This window comes from Microcoleus sp. S36b_A4, from assembly GCF_036700645.1.
In the GTDB taxonomy this organism is placed as follows: Bacteria; Cyanobacteriota; Cyanobacteriia; order Cyanobacteriales; family Microcoleaceae; genus Microcoleus.
In genome coordinates, this window is the sequence record NZ_JAUBPI010000009.1 from 16,154 (window position 1) to 30,681 (window position 14,528).

Genomic DNA, 14,528 nt, shown 5'->3' on the forward strand with positions numbered 1-14,528 from the left:
CTATTGGTAATTTGGCTGATTGCTGCTGAGAAGTGCGATCGCTCTTTCAAAAAAAGTGCGATCGCACTTTTGTGTTTGCCATCAAAATAATAACACAGGCTTAACAATAATTAACTTGATATACTGAGGCAGTAGAGTTAGTAATAGTGGGTCAAGTTTAACCGATAAGTAAGCAGACTAAGCTTGGAGCAAAATTTATGACTAATTATGACATTTTTGACGAACCATACTACCTGGCGCAATATCCTTGGGTGAAACCGGCTATTGATGCAGGAATTATAAAATCCGGCAGAGAGCACTTTGAAAAGTTCGGTCAAGCCAGCGGCCTGACCAAAGTATCGCGTTACTTTGACGAAGAAACCTATCTAGCTCAAAATCTAGATATTGCTCCCCTGCTTCGCACCCCAAACAATCCAAACGTGCCTTTTGCGTCTGGCATCGATCACTTTATTCAGTTGGGCTACGAACAGGGTCGCACCCGCGTGTCACCTGAATACAACGAAGAGTTTTATTTGGCAAATAACTCAGAGTTGCGATCGTTCGTTCAGAACGGAACGTTCAAATCAGGCTACCAGCATTTCATTCAATTCGGACTCAAAGACGGTCGTTTTGGGACTTCATTTTTTGAACCGGAATACTTAAAAGAAAACCCCGACATTGTGCCATTTGTCAACTCTGGAGCCTTGAAAACTGGTCGGGAACACTACTTCAATTTCGGGAAAAACGAGCCCAACCGATCCGCTACTTTTGTCGGAACTTCCGGCGATGACATCCTCACTGGTGTTGGTGTGGGGAATACCGAACTGATTGGAGTGGAAGTAGGTATCGATCCCCAAGGCAATCGGCAGTATGAAAGCTTTGGATTTTATGAATCTGATGTCCTGATCGGCGGCCCTGGGAGAGATACATTCGTACTCGGAGTTCCTGCTACCTCCGGTAATCCCACATCCCGTCAACTCTATGCGACTACCCCCGGTATAGTTAGAATTCGGAACTTTGATCAAGACAATGACAAGATCCAGTTGGCAGGAAGTCCCGATATCTACACAACAATGGGGGATGCTAACGAGTTCATAATCCTCAGCCCAAGATATGAAACAATTGGTATTATTGAGGGAGAAAATTTATCTTTTTCTACAACTCAGCCACAGGGAGACGGCACTTTCTACCTATTCCTTAAATAACCGGAACCTCGGTTATCTCTTTCTCGGTTAACATGGTAGGTGCGTTAATAACGCACCCTACTAAACTCAGATTATAGCAGTTGCCAAATTGCTGTCGATAGCGATCGAGTTGTTCTTCGGCTGGCTCAGCTTTTGCTTCGGTTGTCAAATACCGAGAACCGTGTTCATCGGGTCAGTCTCCAATAGTACCATGACAGAAAGTTGACAACTTTATTAATTAATTGTACGGTTCATAAACCAGGTTTCTAAATATAAAAATCATTAAATCCGTAGTATAAAAACATGGCTAACTACGCAATTTTTGACGAACCATACTACCGGGCGCAATATCCTTGGGTGAAGGCAGGTATTGATGCAGGAATTATAAAATCCGGCAGAGAACACTTTGAAAAGTTCGGTCAAGCCGGCGGTCTGACCAAAGTATCGCGTTACTTTGACGAAGAAACTTACCTTGAGGGAAATCCAGACCTTAAACCCTTTGTCCGCACTCCCAACAACCCAAACGCACCTTTTGCTTCAGGACTAGATCACTTTATCTAATACGGTTACGAACAGGAGTCGATCGCGCGTATCGCCAAATTATGACGAAGCATTTTATGTAGCAACTAACCGAGATTTGCCGTCGTTTATTGAGAATAACTTTAAAAGTGGCTACCAGCACTTTATTCAATTCGGCATCAGAGATAGACTGCTTGGTACTTCTTTCTTGGAAGCAGTATACTTGAATAGAAACTCTGACATTAGACCCTTGGTCTACTCTGGAGCTTTGACAACTGGTCGGGAACACTACTTCAATTTCGGAAAAAACGAGCCAAACAGGTCTGCTACTTTTATCGGAACTTCCGGCAATGACACCCTCACTGGTATAGTGGGGAATGTCGAATTAATTGGAGTAACAAGCTCTGCAGGCTTGAGTGCCGGAGTGTCTGGAAGTGACGGCAGCAACGAATTCGATACTCTGATTGGGGGACCCGGCGCCGATACATTCGTGTTAGCGCAGCCTGTATATAACAGTAGAGTGTTTGTGATTGGATATAAATCTTTCTACCTTGGACTGGGTTTTGCTACAATTCGGAAATTTACCCAAGGTCAGGATAGCATTCAGCTTACAGTGAATTCCTTCAATAATATCTTGATATTTCCGATCAACAACAATCGAGATTTAGCTATCCAAACGAACGGCTTGTCTGTCTCCCTTCCCGATGGAACTTCGGGAATTAGTAGATTTGACACGATCGCAGTTATTGAAGGTGGCGGAAATCTCAAGTTGAATTTATTACCACAATCTTCTTTTGGGGCACTTTTACTTGGATAGAAATATCGCAGCTATTCGGGATTTGTCTGATTGCTGCTGGGGAGTGCGATAATTAATTGTACCCTCCAGAAACCGGGTTTCTCCAATAAACCCGGTTTCTAAGTCTTTAATGGCGATCGCGCGCTAGCTTCAAAACCTCAACCGCATCTTTGTGACCCTCCGAAGACGCCCAAATTAACGCAGTCCAAGTATTATTATCATACGCTTTGATATCAGCTCCTTTATCGATTAAAAATTCCACAACTGGAGTGCGCCCGCTGCCTGCAGCACTCATCAAAGCCGTCAAACCAAAATTAGTTTTAGCATTCACATCCGCCCCCGCCTCCAGCAAAAGCTGTACAATCTCCGTATGTCCGGCAGCAGCGGCACTCATTAACGGCGTCCACCCGTCATTATCCTGACTGTTGGGCCCGGCACCTGCAGCCAGCAATTTTTTGACGATCGCCGAATTGCCAGCCTCAGCCGCAGTCGTCAAAGCAGTCGCACCTTCCTCATCTTTGGCATTGATATCTGCACACTGTTCGATCGCACTTTCTACAGCCACAAGATCACTCGTCTTGACGGCATTAATTAAATCTGTCATAAAATCTCCGTTGCATCCTTTCAAATTTTAAATCCTATGGCAGTAGATATTTTAATCCTCTCCAACGGCCCCGGAGAATTGGCAACTTGGGTGCGTCCCGCCGTGCAAGCTTTGCGCGAGCAGTTGGGAAACGCGGGTACTCAAGCCCGCATCTCTGTGGTGCTGTCCCCCTGTCCGCACGCCACGGGGAAAGAAGCGCAATTCGCATCTTCCTACCCAGAAGTTGACAGAGTGCAAGCACCGGAGCATTTTTTTCCATTCTTATTGTCGGGCAAAACTGCTGAAAATTGGGATTGGTATGAAACAGGAGTTGTTTTGTTTTTAGGTGGCGATCAATTTTTTACGGTTGTTATTGGCAAAAGGCTAAAATATCGCACTGTTATTTATGCTGAATGGGACGCGCGGTGGTATCGATGGATTGATAAATTTGCGGTGATGAAACCACAAATTTTTGGTAAAATTCCCCAAAAATATGCTAATAAATTTACAGTTGTCGGAGATTTGATCGCAGAAGTAGGTAATCGAAAATCGGACGCCAAAGATGGGGCAGTACCCCTACAGAAAATAGAATTAATTGGATTGTTGCCCGGTTCTAAAGCTGCGAAATTAGCTTTAGGTGTACCGTTATGTTTGTCGATCGCCCAATCCATCCACCACATCCGCCCTGAAACTCGCTTTGTTATTCCCGTTGCTCCTACCATAGATGTGCAAACTCTAGCAGGTTTTGCCGACCCTGAACAAAATCCTTACCTGCATTTATTTGAGAACGCTAGCGCCGAACTTCATTTAACAGAACGGCCGTTTTTGCAGACAGCAAATGGTTTACAAATAGAACTTTGGACGCAGACACCCGCTTACGATTTGCTATCAGAATGCAGCCTGTGTTTAACTACTGTGGGAGCGAATACTGCGGAATTAGGTTCGTTAGCCGTACCGATGATTGTTTTGATTCCGACGCAGCAATTGGATGCGATGAAAGCTTGGGATGGTTTGCCGGGATTGCTGGCAAGTTTGCCGTTAGTCGGTTCAGTTTTTGCGACGGTGATTAATTGGCTAATCTGGCAATTGGGAAAGGGAAAGCTTTATGCTTGGCCGAATATTTGGGCACAGGAGGAGATTGTGCCGGAGTTAATTGGCAAGCTGGAACCGGAAGTAATTGCTCAATTGGCGATCGACTATCTGAGCCATCCTGAAAAATTAGCACAGATGGGCGATCGATTGCGTGCGGTTCGAGGAGAATCGGGGGCGGCGAAAAAAATTGCTGAATTGGTTTGTGAAGAACTTGAGGTGCAATCTAATTGTCATAAGAATTAGATTTTTTTATTTTTAACCGCACAGGAACGCGGATGAACGCTGATTTAATCCAGATTAATTGGTAAAAACAGGCAAAAGAAAGTTTATTTTCTCTTGCCTGTTTATTATCCAAAAACTGGATTTGCTTTCAAGTTAAGCTCGATCGTGCTTAGCAATCACCCAAACAGCGTGAATGATGCCGGGAATAAAGCCCAAAAACGTGAGAACCAGGTTGATCCAAAAATCAGTACCGATGCCAACCGTCAAAAATACGCCCAGCGGGGGAAGAAAAATGGCAGCGACTATGCGAATTAAATTGTTCATCTCAGTTACTCCAACCTACATTTCTCTTTCAATTTAACTTCACTGACCAACCGAACCTTTCCCGAAAAACTTAGGCGGTGCTGCCATAGTGTAAACTTCGGTTTCAGCGGCGATTACCTGCCGTAAGTGACCGGGAAGCTGCATCAACCCCAACAGTGTAATCCCGTCGAACATCCGCAACCCGCCAGTTGTTTTCTCGGCGAGTAATTTGTCAGTAACTTCGGGATCTGGTCGCGTATTTATTTCTTGATTAGAAGCTATCGCAAAACCCCAAGGAGCTCCATAAGTAGAAATAAAGCTGGTGCAGGATTGAACATTGGAGAAAACAGATTTCAGGGTATTTACAATGCGAGCGTGCATTTTCATTTCTGCGGGAGAAACGGGGCCCGCTTGCACTACGAAATATCCGTTAGGTGACATTACGCTGCGAACTTTCTCAAAATACTCTTTGGTAAACAACTGGAAAGATGGGCCTTCTTCAATGGGATCGGACAAGTCAGAAATGACAATATCCCAATCATTGTCAGTTTTATCTAAATAGTCCAAAGCATCGCCAATTACTACTTCGCAGCGGGGGTCGTCAAAGGCGTTTTGGTGCATTTCTGGGAGGTGTTCGCGGCAAGCTTCTACTACTTCGCCGTCAATGTCGATCATCACGACTTTTTCAACTGTTTTCCAGCGCAGCACTTCTCTAATTGTAGCTCCTTCTCCGCCGCCGAGAACGAGGACTTTTTTGGGGCTACCGTGACAAATCATGGCTGGGTGTACCAAGGGTTCGTGGTACAGAAACTCGTCGCCTGTACAAGATTGCCACTTACCGTCCAAAACTAAGCCTTTGCCGTAAGTACCGGTCTGAACTACGTACATTTCTTGATAGGCTGTTTTCTTGTAAGCAAGCACCGCGATGACGCCATGAACGTAAATATCCCAGGGGGTAATGTACTCGCTCATCCAAAAGTCTGCACGAACTTCGCTACCTGACATCAATTACTCTCCAAATATAAACTGCTGTGTCGATGTTGTCACAAGTAGTAGTTCTTAACACAAAATGGTGCGGGTGTGTGAGTACGATCGACACATTAAAGTGAGATTTCGGAGGAATGGTATAGTGTGATTGCGTTCTGGGAACTCGCAAGTGGCTTGGTACTTGAGATTGCTTGTGGGCGATCGCGCGCCCAGTCGATCGCACTTTTCCCATCGCCCCCGGTCGATCGCACTCACATTTTATATTTTCGCTTTGCATTGCCAGCGGGTTTTGTACAAAGGTTGTCTGAATCGGGCAATTTTTCGCGCTGGGCCGGCCTTTATAAGTTTGCGATCGGCCTGCTTATTTATCAATAATCCGATAAAAACCCCGCCAATGTGAGAGCATGGAATAAAAATAGCGATCTGTTTTAACCAGATTTGTTATTAATAACTTGACAATTTGAATGTATCTTAGATAAAATTTTTCAATCCACCAATACGAATGGAATGTTAGTTTTGTTTGACAAGAATGCAGGCTCTATGTGCGACGAATTTATAACTAAGTAAAGGTTACAACTAAATTCTGTAATAAAAACGCTCTTACACTATTTTTTTTTTTCAAAAAAATAGCCTATGGAACCAACAGACTGGGAAAAAATAATCAAAAAGCTGGAAAATGAAAATCTAATTTTGCGGAAAAAACTAGAAAATTCGGAAGCCGAACGCAGCCAATCAGAAGCCCTTAATAAAAAAAAAGAATCTTTGTTAAAAATACTAAGTGAGGATTCGAGAGATTCAGAAAAAAAATTAAAAGCAAGAATATCTACACTAGAAAAAGCTCTGAACAACCAGCAAACTATGCAGCTCAAATTAATCGAAGCCGAAAAAATGTCGGCTTTGGGCATTTTGGTAGCTGGGATCGCCCACGAAATAAACAATCCAGTTAACTTCATCTATGGCAATATTACCTATGTCAATGACTACGCAGGCGACATTTTAAAATTGCTCGCAATGTACCAGGATCGGTATCCCGAAACAGATGCAGAGATTGAAGATTTTTTGGAAAAAATTGACATCGACTTTCTGCGCGAAGATTTGTTAAAAACTATTTCGTCAATGAAAGTTGGCTCCGAGCGTATCCGCGAAATTGTGCTAACTTTACGCAACTTTGCACGGGTAGATGAAGCTGAAAAAAAACCAGTTAATATTCACGAAGGCATTGAGAGCACCTTGTTAATTTTGCAGCACTTAACTAAAGAAAAATCAGGTATTTCCGCTATAAAATTCCTTAAAAATTATGGCTCTTTGCCCAAGAGCGAGTGTTATGCTGGGCAATTAAATCAGGTGTTTATGAACATAATTAATAATGCTATTGATGCCCTGCGGGAGCGAGAGCAAAAGTCTTCACGGGAGGAGATAGAAGCCAACCCTCTCCAGATGACCATTACTACTTCTATTATTTGCGAAAATTGGGCAAGAATTAGCATCAAAGATAATGGTTGCGGGATGAGTAAAGCTGTAAAATCGAAAATTTTCGATCCGTTTTTTACCACCAAATCAGTTGGTCACGGGACGGGTTTGGGGCTGTCCATTAGCTATCAAATTATTGTGGACAAACACGGCGGGAGATTGGAGTGTATCTCCGCAATTGGAGAAGGGACTGAATTGGTGATCGAGATTCCGATCGCCAAATCCAGCAGCTAAGATCGATCGATCGAGCTAAACTGAGGGATAATGAAAACTCCCTTTGACCGCGGCTCCTCCTAGTTTGATGTGCAACCCTATGTCTACTGTCACTTTTGGTTTGTCAACCCCTATAGCGGCAGAGGCCGGGGCATCCTACGGCAGCAGCGAACCGCCACAGCGCCCCACCGTGCGGGCAGAGTGGATCGAGGTATTGGTGGACTCTCCTTTCAGGGTTGCGGGCGACTCCCCAGGGGAGGAAAATAAGTTATTTACCTATCGTTTACCTGCGGAACTTACCGTGCAACCAGGGGATATTTTGAGTGTACCCTTTGGCAGTCAACAGGTAGGGGCGATCGCGATTCGGTTCATTTCTCAACTGCCGCCCGACTTAGATCCCACAAGGGTTAAAGAGGTCGAAGATGTTGTCAGTGCGGGTTTTTTCCCACCTACTTACTGGGAATTGCTCGATCGCACTGCCACCTATTATTGCACACCTTTAATTCAAGTAATTAGAGCCTCACTGCCGCCCGGTTTGTTAAGCCGTTCCGTGCGCCGAATTCGCTTAATTAAAGACGCAATTTCTCCGAATGCCGAAACATTTCTCAATCCCGCCGCGAGTCAAATTTTGCAATTGCTGCAAGCTCAAAAAAACGGCGATTACACTTGGCAATACCTCCAGCGCCAAGTTAAGGGAAGTTATCGAGGATTGAAAGATTTATTGAAACGCGGTTGGGTAGAAAGTTATTTAGAACCGCCCCATCCTCCCAAACCACAACTAAAACCGGCAGTGACATTAATTGCTAGTGCGTTTGTCACAGATTTAACCAAGCGGCAACAAGAAGTATTGGAAGTTTTGCGGCGCGGCGGCGGTGAAATGTGGATGAACGATTTGCTGAGAATTTGCAGTGCGAGTTCTTCGGTTGTCAAAGCTTTAGAACAAAAAGGTAGCGTTGTAATTGACCAAAGGGAAGTGCTCAGGGGCGATCGCGGAATTTCTCAATTGCCCGATGCACCGAAAACTTTAACTCATTTTCAAGCTCAAGCCTTAGCGTTTATTAACTCTTTTTCGGGATTTCGTCAAGTGCTGCTGCACGGGGTTACAGGTTCCGGGAAAACGGAAGTGTATTTGCAGGCGATCGCCCCAATCTTAGCCAGCGGCAAATCCGCCCTCGTACTCGTTCCCGAAATCGGCCTTACACCGCAACTTACAGACAGATTCCGCGCCCGTTTTGGCGAGCAAATTTGCGTGTACCACAGCGCCCTATCCGACGGCGAACGTTACGATACATGGCGTCAGATGCTGACTGGAACACCGCAAATTGTCATCGGCACGCGATCGGCCATTTTCGCACCTTTACCTCACCTCGGCTTAATTATCCTCGATGAAGAACACGACAGCAGCTTCAAACAAGACCAACCAGCGCCGTGCTACCACGCCCGCACCGTTGCCAAATGGCGCGCCGAATTAGAAAATTGTCCCTTAATTTTAGGTTCCGCAACGCCAGCTTTAGAGACTTTTGTCGGGACGCGCCGAGATTATTACTCGTTACCAAATATCCATTATTTATCATTGCCCGATCGCATTTATTCCCGCCCGATGCCGCCCGTGGAAATAGTCGATATGCGCCAAGAATTGCGGCAAGGGAATCGCTCAATTTTTAGTGCTTCCCTGCAAAATGCCTTGGAACAATTGCAAGCCAGACAACAGCAAGGTATCCTGTTTATTCACAGAAGAGGACACAGTACCTTTGTGTCTTGCCGGAGTTGCGGCTATGTGATGGAATGCCCGAATTGCGATGTTTCTCTGTCTTATCACCACGTAGGCGAAGCAACAGCAGAAATATTGCGCTGTCACTACTGCAACCACACGGAACGACACCCCCAAAACTGCCCGGAATGCCGTTCTCCCTACTTCAAAAACTTTGGTAGTGGCACTCAGCGAGTAGAACAGGAATTAACCCGATTATTTCCCCAATTGCGGGCAATTCGGTTTGACAGCGATACGACTAGAAATAAGGGCGACCACCGCAGACTGTTAACGCAATTTGCTAATGGGGAAGCTGACATTTTGTTGGGTACGCAAATGCTGACGAAAGGGTTAGATTTAGCTGGAGTCACATTGGTGGGAGTTGTGTCTGCTGACGGGTTGCTAAACTTATCCGATTATCGGGCAAGCGAACGAGCTTTTCAAACATTAACTCAAGTCGCCGGCCGTGCGGGCAGAGGAGACGATCCGGGGCGGGTAATTATTCAAACTTACACTCCCGAACACCGGGTTATTCAAGCAGTTAGGCGGCACGAATATGCGGGTTTTGTGGAAACAGAATTAGCAGAAAGAGCGGCGCTGAATTATCCACCTTCGGGGCGGCTGGTATTGTTGCGATTGAGCAGTGTAGATGCGGCGGAAGTTGCGGTGACGGCGGTACAATTGGCGTCTGTTTGTCAGGAGTATATTGAGCGATTGTCTGTACCGGGGTGTGAGTTGTTGGGGCCTGCACCTGCGGCGATTATGCGGGTGGCAAATCGCTATCGCTGGCAGATTTTGCTGAAGTTGCCTTTGGATGAGTCGGTGGATTTGTCGGATTTGATCGGGTTGCGCGATCGCACCCCGCGTTCTGTTAGTTTAACTATTGATGTCGATCCTTTGAATTTTGGTTAAAAAATTTGATGGGCTGTGTTGTAATTTAGTTGGTAGGAAAAAATAGAATACCCATATCCCCGACTCCTTTAATAAGTCGGGGATATAACAGCGAGAGCGTTTTACGTTTACAGTCCTGGACGCACTTACTCTATATGTAGGGTGCTTATGGGCGCACCTTACCGCTATGGGTAGTGTGTAAAGCCAATTTTTGCGTAAGTCCTGGTTTAATTAGAGTGACCTACTTATCTTTAGCGACTCCTGCTACTGCTAGCAAATCAGAAAGGTCTTGGAATTCTGGTTTGACTAAGCCTAATTGCTCCCGCAAATAGACAATTAATTGATTCGGAGGAATTTCTTTAAGATATTGTTCTAAAAGGTCAGCTAATTCTTTTGGTAGCTCAATAGTTTGTTTCCTCAGTGAGCTTTGGCTGTCAACCGCAGACAAAATATCTTGATAACACGCACGCGCAGACTCATCATTTAGGATGCGATAGTGGATAATTTTCGTCCATTCCGGTGCGGAAACGATTAATTGCGGAACCGCATTAATAAATGCTTGAAGTTGCTTTTTTACGTCAAAAGACTCTAAAAAATGGATGAGACTAAACATGACTTCCGGGTGCTGACATTTGTCATCTAAGACTAAATGCAGTTCTCTCAGATCTTCTATAGGTGGATTTTTGGCAAGTTCGGCTAGAGCATTCTCAAATGCAGCGACTTCCTCATCGGAACGCATCAACTTATTAGTTTTCAAAACGCTAATTAATGAATTATGGCTCATTTTCAAACCCTCCATTTATCGAATGCACCTTGCCACGCTGACTTGTTTTGCTGAATGACTTGCTGTAAACCCCGCTTAATTTCTGGGGTGTAAAGTCCTTGACAGCGATAAATCGCTCGCACATCCCAAACTTCACGAGCGAGAGCCTGTCTTGGTAATATATTTAAGTTAGGCGATTGTCCATAGGATAGCGTTTCTCTGTGGCGACCGCCCATTCCTGGTGACAAATGCTCCATCATCATTGCTATCCCTTTGTTTCTCGTGTAAGCAGGCACTTTTGCTTCCATAAACGCATTTGATGGTATGTGATGTGGCGTCAGGTTATCGCCTCTACATCCTGTTTTGAGTAATTCACTATAAGTACCGACAGCACCCTCACCCGAAAGTAATGAATTTGGCATAATCGGGGTTAATTCTGTAATAAGTTCGTAGTAAGGACTTTAGTCCTTAAATCCGAGTTGGAAAAGACTGAAGTCCTTACTACAAACCAATGCGTCAAGCCGGTTGCTTTAAGGCAAATCCGTGCTCCCCATCAGATAAAGGTCGCACTCCCGGGCCACGCCGCGCCCTTCGTTAATCGCCCAAACCACCAAACTTTGTCCCCGGCGACAGTCCCCAGCCGCGAAAACTCCCGGAATGCTGGTTGTATATTTTTCGTGCTCGGCTTTCACGTTGCTGCGGGCGTCCCGTTCCAATCCCAAGTCATCCAGCAAGGGCTGTTCCGGGCCGAGGAAGCCCATCGCCAGCAACACAAGCTGTGCCGGCAACACTTTTTCCGTGCCCGGGATGTGATTCGGAATAAACTGCCCTTTCTCGTTTTTCGCCCACTCCACCTCAACGGTGTGCACAGCTTTGACATTGCCGTTTTCGTCGCCCTCGAACTTTGTCGCCGTGGTGAGATAGCCGCGGGGGTCGTCGCCGAATTTGGCTGCGGCTTCTTCTTGGCCGTAGTCGAGGCGGTAGACTTTTGGCCATTCGGGCCAGGGATTGTTGGCCGCGCGTTCCGAGGGCGGTTTGGGCAGGATTTCAAGCTGTACGAGGCTTTGGCAGCCGTGGCGAATGGAGGTGCCCACGCAGTCGGTGCCGGTGTCGCCGCCACCGATGATCACGATATCTTTGCCTTCGGCGGAGATGAAGTTATCGTTGGTGCTCTTGTCTAAAACTGCCTTGGTGTTGGCTGTCAGGAAGTCCATTGCGAAGTGGATGCCTTTTAATTCCCGGCCGGGGATGCCCAAGTCGCGTGGTTTGGTGGCGCCGGTACAGAGCACAACGGAGTCGTATTCTTTTAGCAGTTGTTCTGCTGGCAAGTCTTTGCCGACTTCGGTGTTGCAGACGAATGTCACGCCTTCGTCTTCTAGGACTTTCAGGCGGCGCATCACGACTTGTTCTTTGTCTAGCTTCATGTTGGGGATGCCATACATTAGCAGGCCGCCTGGTCGATCGGCTCTTTCGTATACTGTTACCCAATGACCGGCTTTGTTGAGTTGCGCGGCGGCGGACAAACCGGCGGGCCCGGAACCGATGACGGCGATTTTTTTGCCGGTGCGTTTGGCTGGCGGTTCGGCAGTAACCCAGCCTTCATCCCAGCCTTTATCGATAATTGCGGCTTCGATGTTTTTAATCGTGACTGGCGGGTTGTTGATGCCGAGCACGCAAGCGCCTTCGCAGGGGGCGGGACAGACGCGGCCGGTGAATTCCGGGAAGTTGTTGGTTTTGTGGAGTCTGTCTAGGGCTTCTTTCCAGAGTCCGCGATATACGAGGTCGTTCCATTCGGGGATGAGGTTGTTAATGGGGCAGCCGCTTGCCATGCCGCTGATAATTGTGCCCGTGTGGCAAAACGGAATGCCGCAGTCCATGCAGCGCGCGCCTTGGGTGCGGAGTTTGTCCTCTTCCATCGGCAGGTGAAATTCGTCCCAGTTGTGGACTCTCTCGACTGGTGAGAGTTCGGAGGGCAATTCGCGCAAGAATTCGATAAAGCCTGTTGGTTTTCCCATAGTGGTGTTCTGGTTAGAATTTACTATTCTGGTAGTTTGTCAAAGCTGAAGCCTGTATGCTTATGAACTAACTATTGTCATATAAATTGTGGGCGATCGCACCTCAGATTGAGCAATTTGTACATGAAATCTTTAATATCGCCGGGAGTCGGGGAATTGTCGGCAGCGGTAAAATATAAATAGATGGACAGCAAAGAAACCGGGTTTTTTACGGGGATTAAAGGTTTTAAAGGTTATGAGGCTGTATTTGCGTCCATCAAACCCGGTTTCTACGTAATTTCAGCATTGGCTTATTCTCCGACGATCGCACGGCTACAGCCACATCTGGAAACCCTCGCGGGTTAACTCAGACGCCTTGCCAGCGTCAACTTTCAAGGGCCGTCCCCATCAGCAGGGCTCGAAATACAATACAAAAAGTTACAGGCCTTGCCAAATATTAATTTCAGGATATACTACTGTAAATCGGTCAGATATATGGAGTTAATACCATCAACTCCTAAAATAGGTACACAAAGTCATGAGCATTACAATTGAGAACGTATCGAAACACTTCGGCTCCTTCCACGCCATTGACAACGTGAGTTTGAAAATAAAAAACGGCTCTCTAGTCGCGCTTTTAGGGCCTTCTGGTTCGGGGAAATCGACTCTGCTGAGGATGATTGCGGGACTCGAACCGCCGGATAGCGGTCAGATTTACCTGATCGGGGAGGATGCTACCCAGCAGTCGGTGCAGGAACGGCATATTGGTTTTGTGTTTCAGCACTATGCTTTGTTCAAACACATGAGTATTCGGAAAAATATTGCTTTTGCGATGGAAATTCGCAAAGTTCCTAAAGACTCTATTCGCAGGCGGGTGGATGAACTTTTGGATTTAGTGCAGTTGACAGGTTTGGGCGATCGCTATCCTTCGCAACTTTCCGGGGGCCAGCGGCAGCGGGTTGCTTTGGCAAGAGCTCTCGCAGTTCAACCGAAAGTGCTGCTGCTAGACGAACCTTTTGGAGCATTAGATGCTAAAGTCCGCAAAGAATTGCGATCGTGGCTGCACAACCTTCACAAAGAAGTTAATATCACCACAGTTTTTGTGACTCACGACCAAGAAGAAGCTATGGAAGTAGCCGATGAAATTGTGGTGATGAACAAAGGTAGAGTCGAACAAGTTGGCTCTCCTGCTGAAATTTATGACAAACCGGCATCAGCTTTTGTGATGAGTTTTATTGGGCCGGTCAATGTGCTGTCGAATGCTGCGGGTTTGTTCGCCAGCAACGGCACAACGGCTCACAAGAACGGAGCAGCTCATTCTGAAGTAGTATTTTTGCGCCCCCACGATGTGGAAATTCAAACTAAGCCACAGTCGGGTTTTGCATTAGCAAAAGTCAGCCGCATCATTCATTTAGGGCGGGAAATACAAACCGAGTTAGTGTTAGAATCTGAGCAGGTAGTAACAGCTTACGTGAGTCGCGAGCGCTTCGATTCTCTACAGTTAACGCGAGATCAGCAGGTTTACGTCAAGCCCAAACACGCGATGACTTTCCCTGTTTATTCAATTTAAATCAGCGGCTGCATCTTACTCAAAATACTATCGGGGAGCTTCTACAAAACACTGCTGCCACATCGTTACCAGGCTCGTGCCTGGTAAAGCTGTCTCATGGCTCTAAATCGGAGATAGAGCCTCCTGAAATTCATTCCCAGGCAGAGCCTGGGAACGAGAAAAAGAGAAAAAAGAGAAATCTCAGGCAGAGCCTGGGACGGAGAACTAGAAAC

General features: G+C 46.3%; 16 protein-coding genes. 8 read left to right on the top strand and 8 right to left on the bottom strand.

The genetic code is table 11. From position 1 onward, the window contains the following. The first annotated feature begins 197 nt into the window (after positions 1-197). The gene (locus QUA03_RS04565; RefSeq protein WP_333210079.1) at positions 198-1,184 is read left to right on the top strand and encodes a calcium-binding protein; all 987 of its coding nucleotides are present in this window, start codon (positions 198-200) and stop codon (positions 1,182-1,184) included. On the opposite strand, the gene QUA03_RS04570 is transcribed toward QUA03_RS04565, so the two are convergent. Next, positions 1,177-1,332, bottom strand: coding sequence for a hypothetical protein (locus tag QUA03_RS04570; RefSeq protein WP_333210081.1), 156 nt, complete (start codon positions 1,330-1,332; stop codon positions 1,177-1,179). The two genes, QUA03_RS04565 and QUA03_RS04570, sit on opposite strands and share 8 nt — an antisense overlap. A 134-nt stretch (positions 1,333-1,466) precedes the next feature. Between QUA03_RS04570 and QUA03_RS04575 the strand changes: the two genes are divergently transcribed. Together QUA03_RS04575 and QUA03_RS04580 are read left to right on the top strand one after the other, a co-directional pair. After that, complete coding sequence (locus tag QUA03_RS04575) at positions 1,467-1,724, top strand: hypothetical protein (protein WP_333210083.1); 258 nt, start codon at positions 1,467-1,469, stop codon at positions 1,722-1,724. Positions 1,725-1,932: 208 nt separating this feature from the next. Beyond that, complete coding sequence (locus tag QUA03_RS04580; protein WP_333210085.1) at positions 1,933-2,499, top strand: hypothetical protein; 567 nt, start codon at positions 1,933-1,935, stop codon at positions 2,497-2,499. A gap of 106 nt (positions 2,500-2,605) precedes the next feature. Here QUA03_RS04580 and QUA03_RS04585 read toward each other — a convergent pair whose 3' ends face one another. After that, positions 2,606-3,082 carry an ankyrin repeat domain-containing protein gene (locus QUA03_RS04585; protein WP_333210087.1) on the bottom strand — a complete coding sequence of 159 codons (477 nt, stop codon included), beginning with the start codon at positions 3,080-3,082 and terminating at the stop codon, positions 2,606-2,608. 36 nt (positions 3,083-3,118) lie between these two features. Between QUA03_RS04585 and QUA03_RS04590 the strand changes: the two genes are divergently transcribed. Then, entirely contained in the window at positions 3,119-4,396 is a 1,278-nt protein-coding gene (locus QUA03_RS04590) for a lipid-A-disaccharide synthase (RefSeq protein ID WP_333210089.1), read from the top strand. A 132-nt stretch (positions 4,397-4,528) separates the two neighbouring features. Here the strand turns inward: QUA03_RS04590 and QUA03_RS04595 are convergent, their stop codons facing one another. Genes QUA03_RS04595 through QUA03_RS04605 form a run of 3 tightly spaced genes read right to left on the bottom strand, consistent with a single transcriptional unit; the run spans position 4,529 to position 5,942 of the window. Further along, the gene (locus QUA03_RS04595) at positions 4,529-4,699 is read right to left on the bottom strand and encodes a YqaE/Pmp3 family membrane protein (protein ID WP_333071975.1); all 171 of its coding nucleotides are present in this window, start codon (positions 4,697-4,699) and stop codon (positions 4,529-4,531) included. 39 nt (positions 4,700-4,738) lie between these two features. After that, positions 4,739-5,683, bottom strand: coding sequence for a fused MFS/spermidine synthase (locus tag QUA03_RS04600; RefSeq protein WP_333210091.1), 945 nt, complete (start codon positions 5,681-5,683; stop codon positions 4,739-4,741). Continuing rightward, positions 5,673-5,942: a hypothetical protein gene (locus tag QUA03_RS04605; protein ID WP_333210093.1), complete on the bottom strand. Its 270-nt coding sequence runs from the start codon at positions 5,940-5,942 to the stop codon at positions 5,673-5,675. The genes QUA03_RS04600 and QUA03_RS04605 overlap by 11 nt, the downstream gene beginning before the upstream one ends. Before the next feature lie 356 nt (positions 5,943-6,298). Between QUA03_RS04605 and QUA03_RS04610 the strand changes: the two genes are divergently transcribed. Together QUA03_RS04610 and priA are read left to right on the top strand one after the other, a co-directional pair. Beyond that, positions 6,299-7,369: an ATP-binding protein gene (locus QUA03_RS04610; RefSeq protein WP_333210095.1), complete on the top strand. Its 1,071-nt coding sequence runs from the start codon at positions 6,299-6,301 to the stop codon at positions 7,367-7,369. A 79-nt stretch (positions 7,370-7,448) separates the two neighbouring features. Then, positions 7,449-10,010 carry a primosomal protein N' gene (gene priA / locus QUA03_RS04615; RefSeq protein WP_333210097.1) on the top strand — a complete coding sequence of 854 codons (2,562 nt, stop codon included), beginning with the start codon at positions 7,449-7,451 and terminating at the stop codon, positions 10,008-10,010. 220 nt (positions 10,011-10,230) lie between these two features. On the opposite strand, the gene QUA03_RS04620 is transcribed toward priA, so the two are convergent. The 3 genes from QUA03_RS04620 to gltD all read right to left on the bottom strand — a co-directional run bounded on the left by QUA03_RS04620 (position 10,231) and on the right by gltD (position 12,767). Next, positions 10,231-10,773 (bottom strand): Imm30 family immunity protein, encoded by a 543-nt coding sequence (locus tag QUA03_RS04620; protein WP_333210099.1) that lies wholly within the window; start codon positions 10,771-10,773, stop codon positions 10,231-10,233. A 2-nt stretch (positions 10,774-10,775) separates the two neighbouring features. Next, complete coding sequence (locus QUA03_RS04625; protein WP_333210101.1) at positions 10,776-11,174, bottom strand: hypothetical protein; 399 nt, start codon at positions 11,172-11,174, stop codon at positions 10,776-10,778. 108 nt (positions 11,175-11,282) lie between these two features. Further along, the gene (gene gltD, locus QUA03_RS04630; RefSeq protein ID WP_333210103.1) at positions 11,283-12,767 is read right to left on the bottom strand and encodes a glutamate synthase small subunit; all 1,485 of its coding nucleotides are present in this window, start codon (positions 12,765-12,767) and stop codon (positions 11,283-11,285) included. A 183-nt stretch (positions 12,768-12,950) separates the two neighbouring features. On the opposite strand from gltD, the gene QUA03_RS04635 reads away from it, so the two are divergent. Continuing rightward, complete coding sequence (locus QUA03_RS04635; protein ID WP_333210105.1) at positions 12,951-13,112, top strand: hypothetical protein; 162 nt, start codon at positions 12,951-12,953, stop codon at positions 13,110-13,112. Between the two features lie 172 nt (positions 13,113-13,284). Beyond that, entirely contained in the window at positions 13,285-14,316 is a 1,032-nt protein-coding gene (locus QUA03_RS04640) for a sulfate ABC transporter ATP-binding protein (RefSeq protein ID WP_333210106.1), read from the top strand. The last annotated feature ends 212 nt before the right edge of the window (positions 14,317-14,528 follow it).

Bases quoted from the DNA above. Each gene is read 5' to 3' on its own strand.
- QUA03_RS04565 (WP_333210079.1), top strand. From the start codon at position 198: ATGACTAATTATGACATTTTTGACGAACCATACTACCTGGCGCAATAT.
- QUA03_RS04575 (WP_333210083.1), top strand. From the start codon at position 1,467: ATGGCTAACTACGCAATTTTTGACGAACCATACTACCGGGCGCAATAT.
- QUA03_RS04585 (WP_333210087.1), bottom strand. From the start codon at position 3,082: ATGACAGATTTAATTAATGCCGTCAAGACGAGTGATCTTGTGGCTGTA.
- QUA03_RS04590 (WP_333210089.1), top strand. From the start codon at position 3,119: ATGGCAGTAGATATTTTAATCCTCTCCAACGGCCCCGGAGAATTGGCA.
- QUA03_RS04595 (WP_333071975.1), bottom strand. From the start codon at position 4,699: ATGAACAATTTAATTCGCATAGTCGCTGCCATTTTTCTTCCCCCGCTG.
- QUA03_RS04600 (WP_333210091.1), bottom strand. From the start codon at position 5,683: ATGTCAGGTAGCGAAGTTCGTGCAGACTTTTGGATGAGCGAGTACATT.
- QUA03_RS04605 (WP_333210093.1), bottom strand. From the start codon at position 5,942: ATGCAAAGCGAAAATATAAAATGTGAGTGCGATCGACCGGGGGCGATG.
- QUA03_RS04610 (WP_333210095.1), top strand. From the start codon at position 6,299: ATGGAACCAACAGACTGGGAAAAAATAATCAAAAAGCTGGAAAATGAA.
- priA (WP_333210097.1), top strand. From the start codon at position 7,449: ATGTCTACTGTCACTTTTGGTTTGTCAACCCCTATAGCGGCAGAGGCC.
- QUA03_RS04620 (WP_333210099.1), bottom strand. From the start codon at position 10,773: ATGAGCCATAATTCATTAATTAGCGTTTTGAAAACTAATAAGTTGATG.
- QUA03_RS04625 (WP_333210101.1), bottom strand. From the start codon at position 11,174: ATGCCAAATTCATTACTTTCGGGTGAGGGTGCTGTCGGTACTTATAGT.
- gltD (WP_333210103.1), bottom strand. From the start codon at position 12,767: ATGGGAAAACCAACAGGCTTTATCGAATTCTTGCGCGAATTGCCCTCC.
- QUA03_RS04635 (WP_333210105.1), top strand. From the start codon at position 12,951: ATGGACAGCAAAGAAACCGGGTTTTTTACGGGGATTAAAGGTTTTAAA.
- QUA03_RS04640 (WP_333210106.1), top strand. From the start codon at position 13,285: ATGAGCATTACAATTGAGAACGTATCGAAACACTTCGGCTCCTTCCAC.